The organism is Neobacillus sp. (assembly GCF_031988165.1).
Classification (GTDB): Bacteria; Bacillota; Bacilli; order Bacillales; family Cytobacillaceae; genus Neobacillus; species Neobacillus rhizosphaerae.
This window is the reverse complement of the sequence record NZ_DALZYO010000026.1, coordinates 39,109-58,736: the sequence shown is the minus strand read 5'-3', so window position 1 is coordinate 58,736 and position 19,628 is coordinate 39,109. Positions and strand designations below refer to the sequence as shown.

Sequence of the window (19,628 nt, the reverse complement as noted above, 5' to 3'; positions counted from 1 at the left end):
CCTATTTTTTTGAAATATCTGATAATTAATCAAAGTAGTATTGCTATTTCTGACAAATATCTTTCTTTTTCACTATTATTATTTACTATATATTGTTTTTTGACAATATTTTTTCTAATTATTACATTAAATAACTCAAACTTTAAATGAGAAGTATTTCTGAAGAATCAGTTTGTCCTATTAATAGAAGAAACAGATCTAAAAACTTGAAAAGAAAATAAACAGGAAGAACCCGATTTAGGTTCTTCCTGTTAGTTTATTAATCCAATGAAATTCCAACCACTTTATCGTAAAATGAGGTGACTTTATAGCCTTCAATTTCTATCCAAGCTGGTACATTATTCCCCCCTGAAAACTCGTTATGGTGCTCAGTAGAGAACATTCGTGGATGGTCAAGCTCATTTTGACGAAGCAAATAGTCACTTAGTTTATATTTGTCCCCCACTTTTGATTTCACACAAAAAGTTATGATGAACCTCTATTTTAGAAATAGATCCAAAGCTTTTGCTACTCCACAGTTTACATTATTATCAGTTACATAGTCTGCTTGCAGTTTGATTTCCTCAGGGGCATTCCCCATAGCAATTCCCAGTCCAGCAAATTGTAGCATTGAAAGGTCATTTTCATTATCACCAATACAGATCAATTCTTCAGGCTTTACATTTAAGTTGTCACATAAGCTCTTTACAGCTATTCCCTTGGATGTTCCGAGCTGCATGGCCTCAAAGTTATTCACATGTGAACTAACAACTTCCAAAATATTATATTGTTTTAACTCCTGCTTCGCTTTATTCACAGCCTCTGTATCGTCCGAGAAGACAATACATTTACATATATTTTCATTATGGTTTTCCAAAGTAAACTGTAAAGAACAATTATCAAACAGATTCATTTTTTCCTCATCATTTAAATAGGTGTCAATCATTTTATATTGATGATTTTCAGGAATTTTTTCATTTGAAAGAACAATGTTATGACCTTTAAAATATGCTGTAAGCTTATGTTTTTCAACTATGTTGTAAATAGTTTCGATTTCATCTGCAGATAGAGTCTTTTTATAAAGTACTTCTCCATATTTATAATATGTTCCGTTCGTACCAACAGTTAAGACGTCATCACCTAAAAATCGTTTAAAGTAGCTGGCAATATTAAAAGGTCTACCTGTTACTAAGGCAATTTTAACGCCCTTTTCCATAGCTTCCTTCAATGCCCTGATATTCTCATCTGGTATGGTGAATTTATTATTTAAAAGTGTACCATCCATATCAATGCAGATTAATTTATACTTCATAAATACCTCCAGAGAATAGTTAATAGGATGCTCTCATAATTTCTTGAAGCTTTTCTTTTGAACCAAATGGTAAAACTCCTAATATAGGATTGTTAATGATTTGCTCAAACTGATCATCTGAGATGTTGAAATCCTTCAGTTTCTTAGACAATCCAACCATGGATAAGAACTTAGTTATTTCATCGTATAAAGCAGTGGCTGCTTCCTTTTCGCTTACACTTTCTAATTCAACATTGAAAGTTCTAGCCACTATGGCAAACTTTTCTATATAGTCATCATTGAAAAATTTTATAAAACCTGGATATACAACTGCCAATGCTTCTCCATGTGGTATATGTGTAACTCCGCCAATAATCTCTGACAATGGATGTGGTGCAGCAGCACCTGCGTTTGCTAAACTAATGCCTCCAAAGGTATCGGCAACTGCTAATTGTTCTCTATAATTAATATTTGCTCCATCTTCCATGGCTTTCGGTAAATATTTCACTACCAACTCGATGGCTTTCAATGCTTGGATTTCCGTCATAATTGACGCTTTTGGATTAATGAAGCTCTCAAAAGCATGGGTGAATGCATCAAAACCTGTAGAAGCTGTAATTCTTGGTGGTAGAGTTATCATCAACTCGGGATCCACTATACACTCATTTGAAAAGTTATCATTGTGGAAAATTGTGTTCTTTTCCGTTCCTCTCGTAATAACAGCTGCTTGTGTAACTTGGCTTCCCGTTCCAGAAGTCGTTGATACAGCTATTAAAGGCAAGTTTTTATCCGTTAATTTATCATAATCCTCAAAAGGATTTGTATAGGTTGAGAATAAATAATCCCAATCTATTTTATCCAATCCATTTGTTAATGCTATTATTTTCGCAGTATCAATACTCGAACCCCCACCAACACTTAAGACGAAGTCCACTTTCTCACTTTTCGCTAGTTCAAAGCCTTCTGTGACCATTTCTATTGTTGGATTTGGTAAGACTTTATCAAAATGAATGACTTCGATCGCTACATTACCAAGAATTTCTTTTACTCTATCATACAATTTATCTAAAGGAGCGACATTTTCCGTAGTAACAAGCAAACACTTTTTCCCATATTTACTTGCTATATTGGATAGCTCCTTTAATCTACCTTTTCCGAAATGTATCTTAGATGGTTGATAGTAATTAAACATGGATTTTCCTCCTAATTTTTCAACTATTCGAGAACGCCTAAAACATTATTATAAAATCATTATAGGTTTTGTACTCTTGACTATTCAATAGAAGATCCATAACAAAAATTAGCTTAAACTTATGGTATTTTATAAACAATTATCGTCTATCTACGAATGAATAGAAGTAATCTTTTTTCCATATCATTAAGGCAAATATTATACATATTTTCCTTTATTGGTAACCTTCAATATAGTGTATAATCAAGGGTAAAGTTTTAAATAGAGGATAAAATATTAATTTAAGGAATGATCATACCTATGCAATACTTTATTGATACGGCTAACATACAAGAAATACAAGAAGCTTTAGCATTAGGTGTAAGCGGTGTTACAGCAAACCCATCCATGTATCTTAAAGAAGGTGTTAAATTCTATGATTTCTTGAAAGAAGTAAATGCATTGTCGCCAAAAATCCTGACTGCAGAAGTCATTGAGCCAACCTTGAAAGAAATGCTTGATTCCGCAGATAAAATATTAGCTATTAATCCTACTATTGTTATCAAGGTTAATTTTTCACCGTTAGGACTTAAATTGATTAACATCTTGAGCAAAAGAGGCATCAAGATAGCCACTACGCTCATATTTAATACAAATCAAGCAACGATAGCCATAGATGCAGGAACTGATTATATTTTTCCTTTCATCGGTAGAAATGATGAAATTGGCGTGAATGGCATTCAGACCATTACGGACATTTGCAGCATTATAAAAAACAAGAACTACCATACAAAAGTTGTAGCTGCATCTATCAAAAACGTTCATCATTTAGAACAAGCTGCAATAGCTGGTGCAGACTATGCAGCAGTTTCTTATAGTATTTTTGAAAAAGCCATGTCTCATCAATTAACAATCGATGGCGCCGAAACTTTTGAACAACATTGGCTGCAACTTCTAAAATAGAATTTGGGGTGAAAGCATGGTAAGTAAACGCTTGGCTACAATTACAGAACTCTTGCTGCGATCAAACGATTATATAACTGTCGATACCATCTCAAAATCATTAGCAGTTTCGAATAAAACAATAAGAAATGATTTGTTCTTGCTTGAAGATTGGATAAAAGAATTTCAACTAGTTTTGGATAAGAAAACTGGTGTAGGAGTAGCCATACTAGGTGAAGAAAATAAAAAACTAAGAGTTTTGCAGGAGATAAAGGAAAAAACACATGTGGTGGAATCCTATTCTCCACTAGACCGGAAGTGCATTATCCTCGAGAAATTACTCACGGGTGAAAATAAGATAAGAATTCATGAACTTTCTAGCCAACTATATGTGAGTCGGGCAACTATTCATAAAGATTTACTAGAAATACATCAATGGCTGAAGGAGTACAAAATTGAACTAATTCGTAAAACAAACCATGGTTTAGAAATCATCGGGAAAGAAAAGAACTTGCGAAAAGCCATTACATCACTGATTAGGTTGCAGAAGAGTCATTTAGAACTGGTTGGCTATTTTCAATCACATAAAGAAACTGAGGAAGATACTTTCTCAGTTTCTTTAAGGAGTATTTTAGATATTGATTTACCTACGCTTAAAAGATTAGTTTTTACTAAGAACTCATTAGGTGGATTTAGGTTTTCTGACGAATCACTTTTTTCACTTTTAATACTGATAGCCATATGTATTAAAAGGATTTCTGAAAATAAGAATATCATTCTTTCCGAAGAATTTTTAGAGGAACTAAAAAACGATCCAGAATTCTTTGAAGTCGAAACTATATTTAATGCAGTTGGTGAAGAATTTAATATCACATTTAACCAACATGAAATTGCTTATTTACTTGTGCATATTAAAGGTTCTAAGACTGATACGAGCAAAGATCAAGAAGAATCACAACAGAACGAATCGTATAAAATTGCAAAACAGGTTATTCTCTGCTGGGAAAAGGCATTGTCGATACCGTTATGTAAAGATAAGGAACTTCTTTCTTCTCTTACCATGCATCTAGCTCCAGCCATTGTCAGACTTAAGCATGGGTTAACACTAAACAATCCCATTCTAGAGGATATACAAAATGTCTATCCATACACATACGACGTAGCCAAACAGTCTACCTATATAATAAAAGAATCCTTGAATTGTAACGTTGATGAATCAGAAATTGGTTATTTGACTCTTCATTTAGTAACAGCCATTGACAGAGCCAAGAAACCTTTAAAAACAATTATCGTTTGTCATAGCAGTATTGGTACTTCTCAACTCTTAGTCAATAAACTGAAAATGGAATTCAATCAACTAGAAATTGTAGCATTAAAAACATCTACTTCTATATTCGATTATGATCTTCGAGGTATTGATTTGATCATCACAACTATTCCATTGACAATTACTAATTCGACTAGGATCCTTACCATCAGTCCTCTTTTAAAAGAACTTGATATACGACTGTTAAATTCAATTATCAAAAAAATCTATTCAGATAAAAATAGTTTGTCTAATTAAAGGGAAATCTAGTAGAAAATCGTAGAAGCACATGGTCAATAATGGAAATCCACTGCTTCTACGATACAATTTATATCACTTCTTCTTTTTATTAATCCAACCCTAACTGATCTTTTACTTTGCTTGCCAAGATAATGACATGTGCACCATATATTACTTGTATAGATTTAGTTTTTCTAACAACACCAATTGCTCCAAGTTCGTTTAACCAAACATTATCACTAACGGTTTTTTCGCTATCCTTTAATTCTACTCGAAGTCGGGTCGCACAGTTTGTAACGTTTTCAATATTTTCAGCACCGCCTAACCCCGCTATTATACCAGTGATTTGAGCCTCTTGATCCGTTTGTGCAACTGCAGCTGCAACTTCACTTTTTGCAACCTCACCTTTTTTCTCCTTGTAATCTTTTTTAGAGAAGAACTTTACCTCTTCATCATCCCCACGTCCTGGTGTCATAATGTTGAATTTTTTAATCAAGAACCTAAAGACAAAGAAAAATAGTGCAAAGTATAAAGGGATAAGGAATAGTAAAGGTAATGCACTCACTTTATCTGGTTGTAAAAAGTTTGGAAACATGTTTCTAAATGATTCTCCCATAATCGATACATGGAATGCTTCCGTTAATACATATGCAAGACCATTCATTGGAACATATACAAAGAAATATAATAACGGTGCTACGAATAAAAATGTATACTCGATTGGCTCTGTAACACCAACCAACATTGCTGTAAGTATGGCTGGAATTAAGATTGACAATACTCTTTTCCTATTCTCAGGCTTAGCGCAAACATAAATGGCCAATCCAATGCCAGGTAACGCTCCAAAGTGATTAAGAATACGACCTGTTGAGAAATTACGTGTGATATATTCAGTTGTATTCGGATCTCCCATTTGTGCTAATTTTATATTATTTACACCTTCAAATATCTTACCACCTATTTCCTTAACGCCCCCTATGCTTGTATATTCGATCGGGAATGCAATTAAGTGATGGATTCCAATTGGTAATAAAGCCTTGTCCAGTGCTCCGAAAGTAAATGTTCCAATTAGACCACTGCTTCCAATGAAACCGCCAACTGCGGCAAGACCATTTCCAATGTATGGCCATATAAAATACATAAGTAACCCTAGTGGAATTGAAAAGACAAACATCATCATCATCGAAAAACGTGGACCTGAAAAGAATGAGAGTGCATTTGGCAACTCTTGGTTGCAAAATTTATTATGAACGGTACTTGCTACAGCACCTGAAATGATTGAACCAAAAATACTAAAGTTATATGTAAAAATCCCTAAAAATGTTGTATATAGTGAACTTTTATTTAATGCATCCTGATCAGAGAATCCTGCTTTCATGAAAGCTTCTGCTGTTGTAGATTCTGCAGTCAATCCATTGATATTCAGTATAGTGCTGATAACAGTATTCAAAGCAATATACATGACTAAACCGCCAAAAGCTCCCCAACCTTTTTCTTTCTTGGATAGACCAAAAGCTATCCCTACCGCAAAGAATATTGGGAGGAATCTCATAACCATAAATCCTAAGTCATTTATGACCCTAAAGAATGAATGTAGAAATCCACCTTCCTTAATAATTCCAGCTAAACCGAGGGCCGCAACATTTTCCATATTAACAAATGCTGAACCTATTCCAATAAATACCCCCGCAACAACTAATAAAATAATAGGTATCATCATAGCGCCTGAAATAACCTGTATCTTATTCTTCAACATTATTCCCCCATTCTATTTACAGGCCAATAAATATATAGCCTCACAATAAATTTCAATTGCTTTAAATAAGGTTTGCAGTTTAATATTTTCATTTGCTTTATGTGTATTTGGCGTGTCACCAATGAACGTGGGTCCAAAGACTACACCTTCTTTTAATGTTCTCGCATATGAGGCACCGCCTTTAGAAAATAGTTCTGCATCTTCACCAGTTACATTTTTATAAGCCATTTGTAAGTTTTTGATCAGTACGCTTTCTGGGCTTACATAATGAACATCTAGTTCCTTCGTAATGGTTAGTTGTATTTGATTGTCCTCGGCTATTTTTTCAAAAGTATGTTTAATGTGATTTTTATTTGATGACTTTGGATATCTAAAATCGAAATGAATAACAATTTCTTCGTTTCTAAAGTTCACATTTTTTAAACAAAGGGTGGTAAAACCCATTACTTCATCTTCATCATAAAGGTTTACCTTTTCCCCTTTTACATCATCCAAAAAATATTGATTTAAAAGCCGTCTTAAATATTGACCTTTTGCATTTAATTCTATTAAATGGTTTAAGTCTTTACCTAGTTTAAAAAGTGCATTTATCCCTCTATGAGGGTTTCTAGAAAGCGCTCTCAAACCAGTGTAAATAACAATGACTTTCTCTTCATCAATAACAATTGATTCTGCCTCTTTTAGTAACTCTTTTAATTTATCAATATTAGAGGATTTAAAGGTAACTTTTGCATAATCACATACAAAGCCATCTTCATCTTTAGTCTCAATTTCAATAAGATTATGCATACTATCAACATCTGTAATCGCACTGTACGTATAAGTATAATTTATGATTCCTTTTTCTCCATTAACAATTGGAAAGTCTCCATCCGGTGAAAAACTGTAAATTGGCTGAGGATTATTGGAAAAATAGTGTTCCATACATTCCCAAGTTGTTTCTTCAGCACCACCTATAATCAACCTTACCCTTCTCTTAAATTCGACATTAGCCTCTTTTAAAATTTTCAAGGCATATAGTGCAGCAATCAAAGGAGCTTTATCATCATTAACGCCCCTACCATATAAATGCCCATCTATTTCAACGAGCTTAAAGGGATCTGTATTCCATTGATCGTCTTCGAATATCGGTACTATATCTAGATGTCCTAATATTCCGATAATTTCATCACCTTTACCGTATTCAGCATGTAGTGCAAAGCCTTCGAAATCTTCACATAGTAGCCCTTCTCTTGTTGCAATCTTTATGAACATATCAAATGCATCTCGTATATCTTTACCAAATGGTGCATTTTCATATTTATTCTCTACATGTCTTATGGAAGGTATTTCCACAAGAGAGGCAATGTCTCTTATGAGATTATCTTTCTCGTTTTTTATTTGCTCTTGTATATATGATCTGTCTAATATAGTCATTACCTCCATTGTAAATGAGATTTATAGAGAAGTTGATATTCTAATTCAGTTCACAAATAAATTATATGCGCCATGGTATGTAGTGACAAGGGTTCCAATATTGATAATAATTACCTTAATATTATGGCAATTAGTTGTGATTTTCATTTGAAGAAATGTTAAAAGCTTTCTCTGTGTGTGAGAGTAAACAGTCACAGAAAGAAAAGCTGTCTAAACAAATAAGAAGACTATTAAAATCTAAGTTTTAATAGTCTTCTTATTTTAAATCTAGAATATCTTGGTCTGATTTGGGTTATTTTAGTGCTGAACATTTGGAAACGTCCTTAGTTGTTTTTGAACATCCTCCATAAGGTATTTAAACTTTATATGAGATAGCGATTCCTTCGCCAGATTTGACAGATTGATTTAAATGAGGAGTAATCGATTTAGTTTTGTCGATATTCGTTATTAATAATGGCGTGTGTAAACAATAGTTTTTCTCCAAAAGAAACTCTCGATCAATTTTTATGATAGGCGTGCCTGCTTTAACATTTTGACCTGGTTCTATAAGTCGAGTAAATCCTTCCCCGCCTAATTCTACCGTGTCAACACCAATATGGACTAATACTTCCATTCCGCTGTCCATTCTCATTCCATATGCATGATTTGTTTCGAGAATAAGGGTAATTTCTCCATCAGCAGGAGCCACAAATATATCTCCCGATGTATTTATAGCCACCCCATCCCCTGCCATCTTTTGAGCAAATACTGGATCTGGCATAAGTGACAAATCAAATGTTTCTCCATCAACAGGTGATACCAATTGAAATTCCTTGTTAAAAAATTTTAACATTTTTTATCTTCCCTTCAGTTAAACTAACTAAATTATATTCACAACATTTTATTAATACAATAAAGCGATAGTGTATAATCATTTCCACAAAGAAACAGAAAAAAACAAACAATTGCTTTTTGAACAATTATAAAATTAAGTGAGAAAAACCTATACCACTATAATAAGGAACCCCCTACATTTTGGAAGAGACCATCGTGTAGGTCGACTGGTGCCACCTTCCTCGAAAAGTCCTTGCAATTAAAGGAAATATACTATTCATTACTTACAAGAGGCAACTGTGGTAAAACCTAGATGTATAATTCTTACCACTATTTAAAGGTAATTTTAAGAGTAGCTCACTCTATTGACGGTAAATAATAAAGAAATGTAAGATGAAATCATAGAGAAGCAAAATTCATCTCACAAAGGATTTTTACCTAGTTGACTACAATCAAACAATATTCTAAAGGAAGTTTGCTAGGTGAATTATTCAGTTCAACAAATGAAATAGATGTAACCAATATGGTGAAGCGAAAGAGGGATTGACTTATGAAACATATTAAAATAGCAGCAGGGTTAGCACATGTAAATTATGGTCACATTGCAGCAGTTGTAGAGGAAGCTTCCAATGCAGGGGTAGACTATATTCATAGTGATGCTGCAGACATGCACGACTTGAAGAACATGCAATTAATGGGTGGTCACCAAATTATCGAAGCTATCAGACCGATAACCGATAAACACATCGAATGCCATATATATACTAAAGATATGGACCGCTTGTTTATTGAAAAAATTGCAGCAGCAGGTTGTAATATGCTAATCATTCCTGCAGAAAACTTCTTGGGGGCTCCATTGGCATACATTATCAATTACTGTAGAGAGTTTGGTATGAAGGTTGGTTTAACAGTTGGATGTTACACGCCTTTATGCTTTGTGGATGAAGCAATTTATGATATTGATCGCTTGCAAATTGTCGTTCATGGTGTCGATGAAACCGATGGAAAAGACAATTGGGGTTGGAGAAAGAGCTCCCTAGATATGATTAGAAGGGCAAGAAAGATGATTGACGAAAAGAATCCAAAGTGTGAATTAGCTATCGACGGAGGATTACGCTTCGATAATATGGACCCTCTAATTGAGTGTAACCCTGATATTGTCATTCTTTCTTCAGCTATTTTTAAAGATAAAGAAGGAATTACAGCAGGAGTTAAGAAATGTAGAGCAGCTATTGATGCAGCATCAGAAAAATTCGGGTTAGAATAAATAAAAAAATCTCTCATTATGAAAATGAGAGGTTTTTTTTAAAAGCTAAGGAGTACATGATGAAAAAGGAAGTATTGATTAAAGATTATTTACTTATTACAATATCTGCTTTATTAATAGCATTAGCTGTTAATCTGTTTTTTAAGGAGCATACAATGGCACCCGGCGGTATAACTGGCATGTCTATTATCTTCAGCTCTTTTACAGGAATTCCCGTTGAATACATGTCCCCGCTGATTTCCATTCCATTATTGATATTGGGAGTCATTTTTCTCGGTAAGAGTTTCGGAGTGAAAACGTTATATATAACATTAATCGGACCTGTTTTTCTAAAATTAATACCGGATACCCACGTAACGGATAATTTATTAGTAGCAGGGATTGTTGGTGGATTATTGGTTGGAACAGCTATTGGTATTGCCATCGTTAGACAATGCGCGACTGGAGGAACAGATCTTGCCGCCTTGCTCATCAATAAAGTGTTTAAATCTTTAAAAATACCAAAGATTCTATTAGTTCTAGACGGTCTCGTTGTTATTAGTTCAGGCGTGATTAGTAAAAACTATAGCATATCAATCTATTCTTTTCTATCACTATTAGTAATAATCTATTCCATTAAATTTATTGTTGGAAAATTCTCATCTAGTGCTCTTGTATAGGTGCGGAAATTTAGGATTGACACGATGTTTATTAAAATACCAATTTGTAACTTATGAAGGAGTTTGATAGTAATGGTTGAAAAACAATTCAAGGTAATAGCTGTGGGAGGTCTACACGCTCGCCCAGTAACTTTGTTAGTACATGCTGCAAGTAAGTTTGATTCTGGTATTAATATCGAATACAAAGAGAAAAAAGCTAACTTAAAATCAATTATTGGTGTTATGTCACTAGGAATTGGACAAGGTGCTGAAATTAAAATCAGTGCAGAGGGTAAAGATGAGCAAGAGGCATTAACCTCTTTGCAAGATACTTTAAATAAGGAAGGGTTAGCAGAATAATGAGTTTTTTTTAAGGTATTGCTGCTTCTAGTGGCATTGCCATTGCTAAAGCTTACCGTTTAGTTGAGCCAAATCTCTCATTTAAAAAGAAAACAGTTAGGACTCATTGAATATCTCTATTAGAGTAGGATGACTTACTTCTAGAAAATCGAAACAGAAACAGCCTAAATTTTTGATTTAGGCTGTTTCTGTTGTGTATTAATGATAGTATTTCTCTTTTTAAGGTAACGGTTATTGAGAGAAGACATAAATCATATGGAAGCTTTAACATGTTTCCTACCATAATCGAAACAAAATCTCCCTTATGGTTTCCGCGAAACAGTAAGGGAGATTATATGGGCATGGTTCGTTACCCCGTCTTTAAGAATTTAGCAGGTATACTTGGAATCTATACCTTTTAAAAAAAGTTGGCGTCAATAAATTGTGAATTCTTTATTTCTCCTCCAACGATAACTAAAGAGTGAGTTAGCATTGCACCAGTTGCATTTTTTTGCACACCCCTCAATAACATTCCATCTGTGATCCCAGTTGCGACAAAGAAACAATCATCTGTTTTCACAATTTCATCGATTTTCAAAGCCTTTTCAGGATGTGTGATACCCATCGAGATACAACGTTTCATTTCCTCTTCATTTTGAGGAAGAAGTCTAGCTTGAAAGTCCCCACCTAAACACTTTAATGCAGTCGCTGCAATGACACCTTCTGGAGCGCCGCCTGTCCCTACTAGCATATCAACGTTTAAGTCATCAATCGCAGTTGCTATTGCACCAGTGATATCAACATCAGAAAAAAGTCTCACTTTAGCTCCAGATTTAATAACCTCATTAATTAATTCCTCATGACGAGGTCGATCCTGAATCATAATAGTTAATTCCTTAATATCTTTTTCAAGTGCATTAGCCACAGATTTAATATTTTCCGTTAGTGGTAAGTCAATATTGATACAGCCTTTAGCTTTTGGTCCAACGGCGATTTTTTTCATGTACATATCTGGAGCATGTAATAAACTTCCGCTTGTAGCGACAGCCAGAACAGATAGCGAGTTTTCCTGACCTTTTGCCATTAAGGTCGTTCCCTCAACAGGGTCAACTGCAATATCAACTAATGGGCCCTTTCCAGTGCCAAGTTTCTCATTAATGTATAGCATTGGAGCTTCATCCATTTCTCCTTCACCAATGACAACTACGCCACACATATCGATAAGGTTCATCCGTTTGCGCATCGCTCCCGTACCGGCCTCATCTGCTTCCATTTTATTCCCTCTACCTATCCAGGGATATGAGGCAACAGCTGCTTGTTGAGAAACGGCCAGGAAATCCATAACCAGAGTGTCCATGATTCTGTTTTTCATTTGCATGTAATTTCCCCCTCAAATAATGCAAAGACTGTAAAACCATTAATAATAGTTATACAGTCTTTAAATGAACTAATTAGCTTTCACGATAGAGTCAGAGATGATGGCTTTTGCCTGATTGACTACATTTTCAACTGTAAATCCATAGTGCTCCATTAACTGATCCCCAGGTGCAGAGGCGCCAAAGCTATCAATGCCAATGATTGCACCTTCACGGCCAACATATTTTTGCCAACCAAAGGTTGATCCCATTTCACAAGCCAATCTTCGTTGATTATTTGTTGGTAATACCGATTCTTTATACTCTTCATTTTGTTTTTCGAATAACTCCCAGCTTGGTATGCTGACAACAGAGGAATCGATACCTTGTTCAGCAAGTACTTTATGAGCGTTTAAGAGCAGTGATACTTCTGAACCTGTACCCATTAAAATGATAGCTGCTTGTTTTTCTTTAGATTCTATAAGGACATAGGCACCTTTTTCAATTCCCTCTTTAGCTTTATGGTAGCTACCTGGTAGAATCGGCAAGTTTTGACGACTAAGGACAAGCATGACTGGATTTTCCTTTTGCGCAAATGCATAGCGATAGGCTTCCACCGTTTCGTTCGCATCTGCCGGCCGAATTACGGTAAGTCCAGGCATTGCGCGGAAGGAGGCGAGCTGTTCAATTGGCTCATGTGTTGGTCCGTCTTCACCAACAGCAATCGAATCGTGTGTCATAACATAGGTAACTGGAATCCCCATTAATGCCGACGAACGTACTGCTGACCGTAAATAATCGGAGAATACAAAGAATGTCCCACCAAAAGGTTGAATCCCGTCATGTAGTGCCATGCCATTCAAAATGCCTCCCATGGCAAATTCTCGAACACCGAACCAAATATTTTTGCCTTCATAATTTGAAGGTTCAAAATCACCAAAGTTATTTAGCATCGTTTTATTCGAAGAAGATAAATCTGCTGATCCCCCCATAATGGTAGGTAATTTCTCAGAGATTTGATTGAGTGCTACTCCTGAAGCATCTCTAGTAGCAATGTCTTTACTGTCTTCTAAGTAAAGCTTTAATGCTTCATCCCAGTTTTCCGGTAGGCGACCATCTATCATGGCTTGAACTTCTGTTGCCAGTTCTGGATATTTCTGAAAATAGCTATTCAACTTTTGAAGCCATTCTTCTTCTAATTGAGTGCCCTTTTTTTGATAATATTCTTTTAATGCTTCGACTTCTTCCGGCAACGTAAAAGCAGGTAACTCCCAGTTATAATGTTTCTTTGTTAATTCAGCTTCTTCAGTTCCAAGTGGGGAACCATGTGCAGCTGATTTCCCACCTTTATTTGGGCTGCCATAACCAATAACAGTTTTTACTTCAATGATGGTTGGTTTATTTTTCTCAGTCTTAGCTAACTTAATAGCATGATTGATTGCCTGTAAGTCATTACCGTCTTCCACTACGAGTGTTTGCCAGCCGCATGAGCGAAATCTAGAATCAATATCATCTGTAAACGATTTATCTAAGTCTCCATCTAGTGAAATATTATTGGAGTCATATAATAAAATAAGTTTTCCGAGTTGTAAGTGGCCGGCAAGAGAAGCCGCCTCGTAGGAAATTCCCTCCATTAAACAACCATCACCACATAATAGGTAGGTATAGTGATCGACGATGGAATGATTAGGGCGATTATACATGGCTGCTAGATGGGCTTCCGTCATCGCCATCCCGACTCCCATGGCAATGCCTTGCCCAAGAGGTCCCGTTGTTCCGTCAACACCGACTGTATGTTTATATTCAGGATGACCAGGAGTTAAGCTTCCCATTTGTCTAAATTGCTGTAATTCAGACATTGGCAAATCATAGCCAAACACATGGAGTAAGCTGTAAAGAAGGGCAGATCCATGGCCAGCAGAAAGGATAAATCGATCACGGTCAAACCAGTTAGGATGATTTGGGTTGAATTTAAAATGATTTCTCCATAAGGCCGTTACAGCTGGTGCTGCTCCCATTGGTAAACCAGGGTGACCTGACTTAGATTTTTCAATCATATCAATAGAAAGTACGCGGAGAGATTGGACAATTTGATTATCTAACAGTTGCATATTATTCACCTGTCTCCATGAGTGATTTATTATAGGAATCCCAATCTTTCAAGAAACCTTCAATTCCCTTATCTGTTAATGGATGTCCCCATAGTTTAGGGAAAAGTGATCCTGGAATCGTGGCAATATGGGAACCAGCCTCTGCTGCTGCTTCCATATGACCAATATGACGAATACTTGCGGAAATAATCTCTGATTTTAATCCATAATTTTCAAGAACAACTTTTAATCGTTTGATAAGACCTAATCCATCTACACCAATATCATCGAGTCTTCCAAGGAATGGGCTGATGAAAGTAGCTCCTGCTTTTGCCGCCATCAGGCCTTGTGCAACAGAAAAAATCAACGTTACATTTGTTTTGATATTTTCTTTTGATAGAACATTGACTGCTTTCAATCCTTCTTCAGTCATTGGAAGTTTCACAACGACATTTGGTGCCCATTGTGCGATTACCCGTGCTTCTTTAATCATTTCCTCAGCCTGAAGACCAATGACCTCTGCACTAACAGGTCCATCTACAATACTACAAATCTCTTTAATTACTTCTTCGAACGGGCGACCCTCTTTAGCAATAATTGATGGGTTAGTTGTCACGCCGTCAACAAGTCCCAATGCACTAATTCTTTTTATTTCTTCCACATTTGCTGTATCTAAGAAAAATTTCATTTTGACCACTCCATTTCTTTTAGTAAGAAAGAAAATATGAATACCATTGAAATAAAAAAACTACTGTTTGATTGTAGTAAACAAGGTGAAAATCCTTTTGTGGGACTGAATTTAGCCTCTCTATAATTTCATCTTACATTTCTTTATTATTGACTTCAATAGAGTGAGCTACTCTTAAAATTACCTTTAAATAGTGGCAAGAATTATACATCTAGGTTTTACCACAGTTACTTCTTGTAAGTTATCAATACTTCTTTTTCACATTAAATAATAGAGTAAAGTAATCCCTCTTGTATCACCTTGCTTGGCACGGATCTTTTTGATTTGGTTCATCATAAACTGAATGGGCCGCCCATTCGCGCGGTTAGGGAAACAGGGAGATTCGTTCAGAAATTTGGTCATACAGCGTTAACAGGCATGCTTCTGTCATCATTTTAAAAAAGAAAATAAACAGGAAGAACCCAATTTAGATTCTTCCTGTTAGTCTATTAATCCAATGAAATTCCAACCACTTTATCGTAAAATGAGGTGACTTTATAGCCTTCAATTTCTATCCCCGCTGGTACATTATTCCCCCCTGAAAACTCGATATGGTGCTCAGTAGAGAACATTCGTAGATGATCAAGCTCATTTTGACGAAGCAAATAGTCACTTAGTTTATATTTGTCCCCCTTTTTATCGATGTAATATCCATTGAAACTAGCCCTCTCTCCGCCATGACCATCTTTATCATAAAAATGATAATCGAGCATTTCGTAGGCCCGCTTCGGGTTCAGCTCTTCCGTCATGACGATCTTCGTCGGAGTACCGATTTCCATTTGTTCAATCGTGAGTTTATTCCCTAAATACTCAACAGATATATAAAAGTTATGTATAGAATCTTGTATATAATCTGCAGTAAGTATTCTTCGAAAAAATCGGAAAGAAAAAATTCAGGACAAACTTTTGAAAACAGAATGAACCATTAAAAAAGCCTGCTTTAGTATATGAAAAGCAGGCTTACTTTTGCTTTGTAGCTCAAAATTGATAACTATTAAATACGCTCGAGTATACAACTTTTTTTCTGGTATACGACTCTATAACCCTTGACCTCTAAATATGTTGTAATTTATCTGGGTTCCGTACAAAGTAAAGGTTACCGATTGCATTGTTCACAACATGTATAAATAATACGGTCTCGATCACGCCATCCGTCCGAACGACCAACCCTGTTTGGCCGTTTAGAGGTGTCAGCTCGATTTGAACGTTTTCTCCGAGATTGGATGCCTTCTTGAACAACCCAAGTAGGAAACTGGCCACACGTTCGGGCGTTTCGATTGGATGAGTTGCAGCGGACCTTTTACCACCGCCGTCCGAAATCAGGACAACGTCTTCAGCAAGCAAAGCCAATACCGAATGAATGTTATTTTGTTCGAGGGCCGCCATAAACCGCTGTACCCATTCCTCTCCCGCCAATTCGCTACTCATTGACTCCTCTTCGGAAATCCCCATTTTTCCTCTGGCACGGCTCATCAGCTTACGGCAATTCGCCTCACTTTTGTCGACAAATTCGGAAATGGTAGGGTAGTCAAAACAAAGCGCTTCGCGAAGGACAAATATCGTTCGCTCTACTGGAGATAACCGCTCAAGCAGGACGAGCATAGCATACGATAACAAATCACTGCGGACGACCGATTCAAACGAATCGTCATCCGGAGTCGGTACCGGCTCCGGAAGCCACGGACCAAAATACTGTTCTCGCCTCCAACTGGCCGATTTAAGCAGATCGTAGCAGTGGTTGGTCATCATTTTGCACAAATATGCTTTCGGCTCTTTGAGATGATCAAGATTCAACTGGTAAAACTTCACAAATACATCTTGAACCGCATCTTCTGCATCGGCAGCCGAACCGGTCAACTGATAGGCAAGCGTAAACAACAGTTTTTTATATTTCTCGTAAAGTTCTGTCATTTCCATCATTTAATTCTCTCCTGTACTATCGTTCTTACCTTCTATTTTACTAGACTTGCAGAATCCCAAGTGAATTTTCGGATTTTCCAACCCAGTTTTCCTGTGAACAGGAAATCTAGTCCCCATTGATGAATCCATACCATTCCTCGTTCTGGCCCCAAGCTGATGCAGAAGAGATCCATATACGCCTGATGTGTTGGGGCAGGGCGATTGTTTATATCCGCTGCGATAACTTTTGCCAGCCGGACTGCTTGAGGAATAGCTTCCTTACATGTCATTCTGTCCCTTCGCCCACTTACCGGATCGGCAATATGTGCACAATCCCCGATACTGTAGACGCCCGGTGCCCCTTTGACACGATAACTGGCATCCACAATGACCTGGCCATCGGGCGTGAGTGGCAATCCCAAGCTACGGAGTGCCCGGCTCGGCATTAGACCAAGTGTCCAAACACATAAGCCGACAGGTATCGGCTTGCTACCGGTCATTCTCAGCAGACCGTCCTTCTCCTGTACTGCTTTGCTCCGATGAAGAACGGTTACTCCATTCTCTTTAAGGGCTCGTTCTAGTTTTCTTCCCACCTTAGCAGGCCCTTCTGGAAAAAGTCGATCCCGTGCATTAATGAGGAATATTCTGATCTCCGCAGGATCAATTCCTAAAGCCTCGGCTTCCTTCCGCAAAATATAAGCTAGTTCTGCGGAAGTTTCAATGCCACTAATACCCGCGCCTGCAACCGCGACGGTCAGCAATCTTTGGCGTTCAGACGTGTTTGTCTCCTCGGTGGCCTTCAGCAAATTAGCCTTCCAATGCTGGTGAATGGTAGCAGCAGCATTCAAGTCTGTTAAAGCAATTCCGCCTTGATCAGGGGCTGGCTTTCGGATATCACTACCGACTGCAACGACCAGAATATCGTAGTTTATATCATGAAAATTCCCTTTTGGATCTTCAAATTGTAGTCGTTTTTCCTCGCTTTTAATCCCCGTAACCATACCTTGAAGGAAAGAGATATCTTCAGTAAATATTTCTGACCAAGGAATAGTAATACTTGCACCTTCCGCAGCTGGTTTAAATAGCAGCACCTTTCTGAGATGATGAGGCTGTTTATCAATCAGAATAATCCGCAATGGGATCCCATTCATGTTTTTTTTAATGGCTTTTATAGCATTAATTCCGGCGTATCCGCCACCAATTATGATGCATATTCGTTCTTTCATACAAATCCACTCCTCCTAGCTGATTTGCACATATAACGAATTAAAAACTCATTTTGTGACAGGAACGAGAAACTTCAACTAAACTTTGCTTTCAATTGTGACATAGATGTGAACACTCAATTCAACCTTGCTTCCAACCCATTCCTTTCATTATTTTCTTAAAGGGAGTCCTGCCAACATCTTGACGTAATGCCCACACTAAGACAATATCTGGAACTAAAAAACCGATTTTTCCTACATTAAGAAAAATCGGTTTCACATTTTACTGAATAGCATTCAATTTTAATTGTTTGAAAGCTATATCATTATTTAACTATATCAATCTTTTCTAAATTTCTAATCACTAAATTTGAGAGACTTAAGCCAAGTACAGAGAATAGATTATCTACTAAGCTCTTATTATTCGATTAGATCCACCTTCTCGATATTTTTAATTGCCAAATAGGCAATTAACACACCAATGATGGCTAGGGTTATAGGGATGATAATAATATTATTTAATGACATTCCACCATTGTTAGAGCAAATGATGAAAACAATTATTATCGAGGAGATGATGGTTGTTGGAACTGAATATTTGCGCATACCAAAAAATAGAGGTATCAAGCTCATTCCGGTTGCAGCTAGAGCATTCATTAGAACCTTCAATACATGTTTTTTTACAACAATAAGTGAAAGCGTATCTGGGATGTATTGCATCTTTTCATTAAAAAAATAAAACAAAGTAGTGATAATCGTATTTGCAAAGATAATCGCCGTAAATGTAAAGATGACTATAAGTATTAGCTTTGCGATAATGATTTTCTTTCTATTGATCGGGTACATAAATAATATCGTTATCGTCTTATTTTTATATTCGTCAATAATAAGTTTAGCAATTAAAGTAGAAGCGAAGATAATAAAAACAGCTCTTACTAAAGTATCAATCGCACTAAAGGCAACTTCGTAATTTTCGAAAGCAAGTTCATGATCCAGTTTTGAGCCATATAGACCTAAAAGAATAACACCAAAAATAATACCAGTTGCAACCAGCGCCCCTTTAATAGAACTGCCGATTTTATATTTTTTCATTTCTAATCTAATAAGATTAAGCATGGATCCTACCCCCATTAATTAACTTTTAAAAAGTAGTCTTCTAAAGAATTCATTTTCTTACTTATCGATTCCACAGCA

Annotated in this window: 18 protein-coding genes; 5 read left to right on the top strand and 13 right to left on the bottom strand. The window is 36.3% G+C overall.

The features are described 5' to 3' along the window. Positions 1 to 259: 259 nt before the first annotated feature. Genes RTR43_RS16280 through RTR43_RS16270 form a run of 3 tightly spaced genes read right to left on the bottom strand, consistent with a single transcriptional unit; the run spans position 260 to position 2,462 of the window. Positions 260 to 445, bottom strand: a complete 186-nt coding sequence (locus RTR43_RS16280; protein ID WP_312473278.1) for a hypothetical protein — start codon at positions 443 to 445, stop codon at positions 260 to 262. Positions 446 to 478: 33 nt separating this feature from the next. Next, a complete protein-coding gene (locus tag RTR43_RS16275; RefSeq protein ID WP_312473277.1) occupies positions 479 to 1,291 on the bottom strand; it encodes a Cof-type HAD-IIB family hydrolase in 813 nt (270 codons plus the stop codon). Positions 1,292 to 1,310: 19 nt separating this feature from the next. Next, positions 1,311 to 2,462: an iron-containing alcohol dehydrogenase gene (locus tag RTR43_RS16270; protein WP_312473276.1), complete on the bottom strand. Its 1,152-nt coding sequence runs from the start codon at positions 2,460 to 2,462 to the stop codon at positions 1,311 to 1,313. 300 nt (positions 2,463 to 2,762) lie between these two features. On the opposite strand from RTR43_RS16270, the gene RTR43_RS16265 reads away from it, so the two are divergent. Further along, complete coding sequence (locus RTR43_RS16265; RefSeq protein ID WP_312473275.1) at positions 2,763 to 3,404, top strand: transaldolase family protein; 642 nt, start codon at positions 2,763 to 2,765, stop codon at positions 3,402 to 3,404. A 16-nt stretch (positions 3,405 to 3,420) separates the two neighbouring features. Then, a complete protein-coding gene (locus RTR43_RS16260; RefSeq protein WP_312473274.1) occupies positions 3,421 to 4,947 on the top strand; it encodes a BglG family transcription antiterminator in 1,527 nt (508 codons plus the stop codon). A gap of 91 nt (positions 4,948 to 5,038) precedes the next feature. Here the strand turns inward: RTR43_RS16260 and RTR43_RS16255 are convergent, their stop codons facing one another. The 3 genes from RTR43_RS16255 to RTR43_RS16245 all read right to left on the bottom strand — a co-directional run bounded on the left by RTR43_RS16255 (position 5,039) and on the right by RTR43_RS16245 (position 8,933). Continuing rightward, on the bottom strand, positions 5,039 to 6,685 hold the full coding sequence (locus RTR43_RS16255; RefSeq protein ID WP_312473273.1) for a PTS transporter subunit EIIC: 1,647 nt from the start codon (positions 6,683 to 6,685) through the stop codon (positions 5,039 to 5,041). Positions 6,686 to 6,697: 12 nt separating this feature from the next. Further along, on the bottom strand, positions 6,698 to 8,101 hold the full coding sequence (locus RTR43_RS16250) for a Sapep family Mn(2+)-dependent dipeptidase (protein ID WP_312473272.1): 1,404 nt from the start codon (positions 8,099 to 8,101) through the stop codon (positions 6,698 to 6,700). Positions 8,102 to 8,456: 355 nt separating this feature from the next. Next, entirely contained in the window at positions 8,457 to 8,933 is a 477-nt protein-coding gene (locus RTR43_RS16245; protein ID WP_312473271.1) for a PTS sugar transporter subunit IIA, read from the bottom strand. 531 nt (positions 8,934 to 9,464) lie between these two features. Between RTR43_RS16245 and RTR43_RS16240 the strand changes: the two genes are divergently transcribed. From RTR43_RS16240 to RTR43_RS16230, 3 genes are all read left to right on the top strand, one after another. Then, positions 9,465 to 10,181 (top strand): ribulose-phosphate 3-epimerase, encoded by a 717-nt coding sequence (locus RTR43_RS16240; protein ID WP_312473270.1) that lies wholly within the window; start codon positions 9,465 to 9,467, stop codon positions 10,179 to 10,181. A gap of 56 nt (positions 10,182 to 10,237) precedes the next feature. Then, a complete protein-coding gene (locus RTR43_RS16235) occupies positions 10,238 to 10,840 on the top strand; it encodes a YitT family protein (protein WP_312473269.1) in 603 nt (200 codons plus the stop codon). A gap of 72 nt (positions 10,841 to 10,912) precedes the next feature. Continuing rightward, complete coding sequence (locus RTR43_RS16230; protein ID WP_312473268.1) at positions 10,913 to 11,179, top strand: phosphocarrier protein HPr; 267 nt, start codon at positions 10,913 to 10,915, stop codon at positions 11,177 to 11,179. A 397-nt stretch (positions 11,180 to 11,576) separates the two neighbouring features. Here the strand turns inward: RTR43_RS16230 and glpX are convergent, their stop codons facing one another. The 7 genes from glpX to RTR43_RS16195 form a co-directional block, all read right to left on the bottom strand. After that, a complete protein-coding gene (gene glpX, locus RTR43_RS16225; protein WP_312473267.1) occupies positions 11,577 to 12,536 on the bottom strand; it encodes a class II fructose-bisphosphatase in 960 nt (319 codons plus the stop codon). A gap of 69 nt (positions 12,537 to 12,605) precedes the next feature. Continuing rightward, a complete protein-coding gene (gene tkt / locus RTR43_RS16220) occupies positions 12,606 to 14,624 on the bottom strand; it encodes a transketolase (RefSeq protein WP_312473266.1) in 2,019 nt (672 codons plus the stop codon). A 1-nt stretch (position 14,625) separates the two neighbouring features. Next, positions 14,626 to 15,291 (bottom strand): fructose-6-phosphate aldolase, encoded by a 666-nt coding sequence (gene fsa / locus RTR43_RS16215; RefSeq protein WP_312473265.1) that lies wholly within the window; start codon positions 15,289 to 15,291, stop codon positions 14,626 to 14,628. Between the two features lie 488 nt (positions 15,292 to 15,779). Continuing rightward, positions 15,780 to 16,109 (bottom strand): hypothetical protein, encoded by a 330-nt coding sequence (locus tag RTR43_RS16210; RefSeq protein ID WP_312473264.1) that lies wholly within the window; start codon positions 16,107 to 16,109, stop codon positions 15,780 to 15,782. Between the two features lie 274 nt (positions 16,110 to 16,383). Further along, positions 16,384 to 17,241 carry an RNA polymerase sigma factor SigJ gene (gene sigJ, locus RTR43_RS16205; protein ID WP_312473294.1) on the bottom strand — a complete coding sequence of 286 codons (858 nt, stop codon included), beginning with the start codon at positions 17,239 to 17,241 and terminating at the stop codon, positions 16,384 to 16,386. Between the two features lie 41 nt (positions 17,242 to 17,282). Continuing rightward, positions 17,283 to 18,455 (bottom strand): NAD(P)/FAD-dependent oxidoreductase, encoded by a 1,173-nt coding sequence (locus tag RTR43_RS16200; RefSeq protein WP_312473263.1) that lies wholly within the window; start codon positions 18,453 to 18,455, stop codon positions 17,283 to 17,285. 399 nt (positions 18,456 to 18,854) lie between these two features. Further along, positions 18,855 to 19,550, bottom strand: coding sequence for an ABC transporter permease (locus tag RTR43_RS16195; protein ID WP_312473262.1), 696 nt, complete (start codon positions 19,548 to 19,550; stop codon positions 18,855 to 18,857). Between the last annotated feature and the right edge of the window lie 78 nt (positions 19,551 to 19,628).